The following is a 5,365-nucleotide window of genomic DNA, read 5'->3' on the forward strand; positions in this document are numbered from 1 at the left end:
CGGTGTCAAGCAAACCTGGCCCAAGAGTTCGATGCACCGCTATAGCGCATCCAATGACTCTATTCGATAATTCATCAAATTTCACTTCGTGCTCTCCGTACCCTTCGTGGTGAATAGTTACAAAAATAGAAACTAATAGAAATTTATGGAAATTTGTTGTTTTCCCCAATCAATTTCTACCTATTTCTATAAATTTCAATCTATTTCTATTATCTTATCTCCATATCACTCTTATCTCCTTATCCCCTTTCTTACACTTTTGATATATAGCCTGAACGGTTACTTAGTTTTAAGGTTTTGAGATAAGGTTTTGAGTTATGACATTTGAGTTTTGAGTTAATATTGTCCCATTTGATGGACACGGCTGAACGGTTACAAAAAAAGATATTTTCCTCTCTGTTTCTCTGCGTCTCTGCGGTAAAGGATTACCTGAATGATTATCCTATTCGTAATGGTCTTTGGGGTCAGACTTCAAAAGCAGAATTAATCAAGTTAATTCTGTTCGAGGTCTGACCCCACCATCTTTTCCCTTTTCTTCTTAATCAATGTCCGACCATAACTCACTCCCTTTTATATGTGTTAAGTAAAATGTCTTCGCTACTTTTCTCTACCTACTCTATCTATTTCCTCTCTATCTGTGGGTGGGTTCCAACCCATTTAAGAAAGTAGGTGTTGCTTTCGATAGAAAACAAGCATCGATAATAATCATCTACATAAAATTCCCACAATCCTTTGATACTTTCGAATCGATGAATCTTTAGCGATGGATGTTTTGGGTCATTTAACAAAAACCTTACTTGTTTTTCAAACTTCCTTTTGATATATTCGGGTAGGGCTGCATAATATTTATCGAAATTATCATCTTTGGCAATTTTTCTTTCACCTGGCATTATTCAAATCCTTCAGCAAGTCCTCAGCATCTGTATATTCTTTGAACTTACCTGCTTTATAGTTTACCTCTGCTTTTGCTAATGCTTTTTGGACCTCGGGAGTGTGAACATAGAGTTCTCTCTTTGGGATTTTTTTAGTAAATGTAATCAAGACTTGCATATCCGAATTGTACGGCACATCTTCCTGGGGAATGACAATCCCATTATGATATACCCCTTCCATTGTCAATTGTGACATTAACGATCACCTCCTCATTTTGTCTTTTTGCGGAATTAGTGTACCTGTTTAGCGTGGTCAGAGAGCACAAATGAATGGTACTGACTTAGTGCGAAACCACTTCAAACACAACAAGTTGTGTAATACAAAATCAAAAATTAAATATTAAAATGCAAAATGACATATCAAATATCATATCAAAAATCAAAGAGCAAATATCAAAATTAAGGAATTCTTTTATTCTTATTTTTGATTTTTAATATTTGATTTTTGTAAGCGTTCAGGTGGTGTAACAAAAGGAGATGTGGAGATTAAGGAGATAGGGAGATATTATAAAAAATTGAAATTAATAGAAATTTATGGAAATTTGTTGTTTTCCCCAATCAATTTCTACCTATTTCTATAAATTTCAATCTATTTCTATTATCTTATCTCCATATCACTCTTATCTCCTTATCCCCTTTCTTACACTTTTGATATATAGCCTGAACGGTTACTTAGTTTTAAGGTTTTGAGATAAGGTTTTGAGTTATGACATTTGAGTTTTGAGTTAATATTGTCCCATTTGATGGACATGGCTGAACGGTTACAAAAAAAGATATTTTCCTCTCTGTTTCTCTGCGTCTCTGCGGTAAAGGATTACCTGAACGATTACCTTTTTTTCACGCCACAGCTACATGTAGAAAATTGGTTGTATCATGATGTCCACCGGCAATACCACCAGTAATAATAACTTTGTTTCCAGACCGAAATATACCGGTGGATTTTGCGGTTTCAATCCCCTTTCTTATCATATCATCCGTATTATCAAATTCATCTGATTTAACGGGATAAATTCCCCAATACAGGGTCAATTGCCGAACTGTTTCCATAGATGGGCTGACCGCGATAACTGGCACAAATGGTCTATATTTAGCAATCATCCTTGCGGTCAGACCTGAATATGTACAGGCAATAATCGCCGCTACCTTTAAGTCCATCGCGATTTGCGCTGTGGCATAGCCAATTGCCTCTGTAGTATTTATACCTCGCAGGTCTATTTTATCTTTTAATATTGCCTCATATTCTAATGCCTTCTCTGCTTCTAAAGTAATTTCTACCATTTCTTTAACACATTCTACCGGATATTTACCGATAGCAGTTTCTTCGGATAGCATCAAGGCATCCGTTGAGTCAAAAATAGCATTGGCAATATCTGTTACCTCTGCTCGTGTGGGAATATCTTCATTTACCATAGACTCTAATATTTGCGTGGCGGTAATAACTGGTTTGCCAAATAGATTTGTCTCCAAAATTACTTTTTTTTGCACCAGAGGGATTTTAGCCAGGGCTGTTTCAATGCCTAAATCTCCTCTTGCCACCATTATGCCATCTGCAGATTTAATTATCTCACTTATATTTTCAATTGCCTCTTTTTTCTCAATCTTGGCAATAATTGGGATAGAGACATCTTTTTCTTTTAATATCTTACGCAACTGCATAATATCATCTGGATTTTTTACAAAAGATAAACTTATAAAATCTACTCCTTCCTCAATCCCAAGGTTTAAATCCTCAATATCCTTTGGAGTAAGTGAAGGAATTGAGAGTTTAGTCTCCGGGAAATTTACCCTTTTGTCTGATTTTAACTCACCACCTTTGACCACCTGGCAAATAATATTCCCCATATCATGTCTAATCACCTTTAACCTTATTCTGCCGTCATCAATGAATATTGGCTCACCTGATTTTACTTCCTTCGGTAGATGTTTATAGGAAACAGAGACTATATTTTCATCCCCTTCAATCTCTTTAGTGGTTAAGGTGAATACAAAATCCTCCTTTAATACCACCCCTTTTTTTACTTTTCCTATTCTAATTTTGGGTCCGGCTAAATCTTGCATAATCCCTATGGGTTTATTGATTTCTGCAGATATTCTACGAACACTTCTTATAACTTCAAGATGGTCTTTATGTGTCCCCTGGGAAAAATTCAATCGAACAACATCCATCCCCGCCTCAGCTAATTCCTTTAATATTTTATGGGAATTACTTGCCGTCCCAATAGTGCATACAATTTTTGTTCTTTTCATAATATTAAACATATCTTAAATTTTACAACATTACTTTTAAAATGTCAAATAAAATTTATTCTAAATTTTTAGTTGCATTTTTTCTTTATCTATGCTATACTTTCAAAAGTGGTTAAAAATCTTGAGACCATAAAGAAAGTAGCGTATGCAAGTAGTATTGGAATTGTGCTCGTTACTTCAACTTTTATTGGCTTAGGAATAGGTTATTTTTTAGATTCACGATTTGGCACAACACCATGGTTGACTATCGCTGGATTATTACTGGGTATCATCGCGGGCTTTTACAATGGTTATGAAATGATAATGAAAATTATGAAAGAATGAAAGAAATTACTTTACCCCAAATTACTAAAACAACCTGGATACTAATCGGCATTGTTTTTCTAATCTCTTTATTAACCCAAAATATATCAATAATATCAGGTATAGTCATTGGTTCCTTACTTGGATTATTAAACTTTAAGGCACTGATTTTAACGACGCAAAGAGCCTTTAAATCTGAGCGGACAAAGTCATATATCTTGATGAGTTACCTGGTTAGATTAAGCCTATTGGGATTAATATTAACCCTCATATTACAGGTAAAAGCAATAAATTTTATTGCCGTGATAGGTGGATTATCCATCGTGATTATGGCGATTTGTGTCCAAGGAACGATTAATCTCATTAAATAGATTAGGTGAAAGGGAAAAGATGGAAGCAGAGGCACCCTTTTTATTTCAATTTTTAGTCAACTGGCTAAATCAATATTTAGGAAACTACATTCCCATAAATGCTACGATTGTTATGACCTGGTTGATTTCACTTGGGTTAATAGGTTTTGCCCTGGCGGCATGTTCTTCTTTAAAAATGGTTCCCAGGGGACTACAAAATCTATTAGAACTCTTAGTTGAACAGGTTCTTCAACTCTTAGAGGGCATTATGGGACATAAGAAGGCAAAGTTCTTTCTACCTTTAATGGGCACACTGACCCTGTTTATTTTAATTTCAAACCTGATTGGACTCATTCCGGGATTGAAAGCACCAACAAGTGATTGGAACACAACTATTGCCTTAGCTATGATTGTATTTATCCTGACACACTTTTTTGGAATAAAACAAAAAGGATTAATTGGTTATTTTAAGCATTTTGTAGGTCCTATCTGGTGGTTAGCTCCATTGATGGTGCCCATACATCTGATCGGAGAAATAGCGAAACCTTTTTCCTTATCTATCCGACTATTTGCTAATATGATGGCAAAACATATGACCTTAGGTTGCCTGGCACTATTGCTTGTTCTGTTTTCAAAGAAGGCAATTCTATTTGTCCAAACTTTATTTATTCCTGTATTTTTACCACCAATAGTTATGCTTTTAGGGGTGCTTACTTGCCTTATTCAGACATTTGTTTTTGTCTTTTTAGCCATAGTCTATATTTCCATTGCTATGGAAGAAGAACATTAAAAGTAACTATTCACCACGAAGGACACGGAGAGCACGAAGTGAAATTTGATGAATTATCGAATTCATGAAGCTCAAATATTGACATATATGAAATTGGCAAATATCAAGGTTGGTCTATTGATAAATTTCAATGTGGAAAGATTGAAAGAAGGCATAAAGAGATTTGTTCTGTAACATCTTCGTGTCCTTCGTGCTCTTCGTGGTGAATAGTTACATAAAAAGAAAGGGGGATGTTAAATTATGGAAGGAGCAGTATGGTTTTTCGCCCTATCGGTATTAGCGGCAGGGATAGGAATAGGTATTGCGACCATCGGACCCGGGATAGGACAGGGAATTGCTACCAGTAAAGCAGTAGAAGGGGTTGCCAGACAACCAGAAGCATCCGGCAAGATTATGACTATCTTAATCTTAGGATTAGCCTTTATAGAATCGTTAGTTCTATATGCACTGGTTATTGCCTTAATCATTATCTTTGGCAATCCAGCCCTGCAACATATTATTGGTAAATAGTGAATGGTGATTGGTAAATGGTAACTGGTAATTAGTTACCAGTTACCATTTAACCAATTATCATAGGGTTCTGCAAAATAGGATTTGGGGAATTAGAGATAAAAATTCAAATATCAAAATGCAAAATTACAAATCAAATTTCAAAAAGGATTTCAAGAAAAGACTGTATAACTTTACTCTGCGACTTATAGAATTCATCGATAAGTTACCAAAGGATAGTGTTTCTCAAAGAA

The 5,365-nt window shown here is 35.2% G+C and carries 9 protein-coding genes and 1 pseudogene; 7 read left to right on the forward strand and 3 right to left on the reverse strand.

Going from position 1 to position 5,365, the window contains the following annotated elements; translation table 11 throughout:
- Nucleotides 1-145: 145 nt before the first annotated feature.
- Complete coding sequence (locus tag AB1422_16305; GenBank protein ID MEW6620870.1) at nucleotides 146-301, forward strand: hypothetical protein; 156 nt, start codon at nucleotides 146-148, stop codon at nucleotides 299-301.
- Between the two features lie 319 nt (nucleotides 302-620).
- Here the strand turns inward: AB1422_16305 and AB1422_16310 are convergent, their stop codons facing one another.
- Entirely contained in the window at nucleotides 621-890 is a 270-nt protein-coding gene (locus AB1422_16310; GenBank protein MEW6620871.1) for a hypothetical protein, read from the reverse strand.
- Nucleotides 880-1,128: a hypothetical protein gene (locus AB1422_16315; GenBank protein ID MEW6620872.1), complete on the reverse strand. Its 249-nt coding sequence runs from the start codon at nucleotides 1,126-1,128 to the stop codon at nucleotides 880-882. Before AB1422_16315 ends, AB1422_16310 begins: the two co-directional genes overlap by 11 nt.
- A gap of 338 nt (nucleotides 1,129-1,466) precedes the next feature.
- Between AB1422_16315 and AB1422_16320 the strand changes: the two genes are divergently transcribed.
- Entirely contained in the window at nucleotides 1,467-1,622 is a 156-nt protein-coding gene (locus AB1422_16320; protein ID MEW6620873.1) for a hypothetical protein, read from the forward strand.
- Between the two features lie 147 nt (nucleotides 1,623-1,769).
- On the opposite strand, the gene pyk is transcribed toward AB1422_16320, so the two are convergent.
- A complete protein-coding gene (gene pyk, locus AB1422_16325) occupies nucleotides 1,770-3,179 on the reverse strand; it encodes a pyruvate kinase (protein MEW6620874.1) in 1,410 nt (469 codons plus the stop codon).
- A gap of 72 nt (nucleotides 3,180-3,251) precedes the next feature.
- Here pyk and AB1422_16330 point away from each other — a divergent pair, with 72 nt between their 5' ends.
- From AB1422_16330 to atpE, 5 genes and pseudogenes are all read left to right on the forward strand, one after another.
- A complete protein-coding gene (locus AB1422_16330; GenBank protein MEW6620875.1) occupies nucleotides 3,252-3,503 on the forward strand; it encodes an AtpZ/AtpI family protein in 252 nt (83 codons plus the stop codon).
- Entirely contained in the window at nucleotides 3,500-3,853 is a 354-nt protein-coding gene (locus AB1422_16335) for an ATP synthase subunit I (protein MEW6620876.1), read from the forward strand. The genes AB1422_16330 and AB1422_16335 overlap by 4 nt, the downstream gene beginning before the upstream one ends.
- Nucleotides 3,822-4,622: a F0F1 ATP synthase subunit A gene (gene atpB / locus AB1422_16340; protein MEW6620877.1), complete on the forward strand. Its 801-nt coding sequence runs from the start codon at nucleotides 3,822-3,824 to the stop codon at nucleotides 4,620-4,622. Before AB1422_16335 ends, atpB begins: the two co-directional genes overlap by 32 nt.
- Before the next feature lie 60 nt (nucleotides 4,623-4,682).
- Nucleotides 4,683-4,796, forward strand: a pseudogene (locus AB1422_16345) (GxxExxY protein).
- A 66-nt stretch (nucleotides 4,797-4,862) separates the two neighbouring features.
- Entirely contained in the window at nucleotides 4,863-5,132 is a 270-nt protein-coding gene (gene atpE / locus AB1422_16350) for an ATP synthase F0 subunit C (protein ID MEW6620878.1), read from the forward strand.
- Nucleotides 5,133-5,365 lie beyond the last annotated feature (233 nt).

The sequence above is a fragment of the bacterium genome, assembly GCA_040757115.1.
GTDB lineage: Bacteria > UBA9089 > CG2-30-40-21 > CG2-30-40-21 > SBAY01 > JBFLXS01.

Excerpts from the sequence above, each read along its gene's own strand:
- AB1422_16305 (MEW6620870.1), top strand. The coding sequence starts at position 146 with ATGGAAATTTGTTGTTTTCCCCAATCAATTTCTACCTATTTCTATAAA.
- AB1422_16310 (MEW6620871.1), bottom strand. The coding sequence starts at position 890 with ATGCCAGGTGAAAGAAAAATTGCCAAAGATGATAATTTCGATAAATAT.
- AB1422_16315 (MEW6620872.1), bottom strand. The coding sequence starts at position 1,128 with ATGTCACAATTGACAATGGAAGGGGTATATCATAATGGGATTGTCATT.
- AB1422_16320 (MEW6620873.1), top strand. The coding sequence starts at position 1,467 with ATGGAAATTTGTTGTTTTCCCCAATCAATTTCTACCTATTTCTATAAA.
- pyk (MEW6620874.1), bottom strand. The coding sequence starts at position 3,179 with ATGAAAAGAACAAAAATTGTATGCACTATTGGGACGGCAAGTAATTCC.
- AB1422_16335 (MEW6620876.1), top strand. The coding sequence starts at position 3,500 with ATGAAAGAAATTACTTTACCCCAAATTACTAAAACAACCTGGATACTA.
- atpE (MEW6620878.1), top strand. The coding sequence starts at position 4,863 with ATGGAAGGAGCAGTATGGTTTTTCGCCCTATCGGTATTAGCGGCAGGG.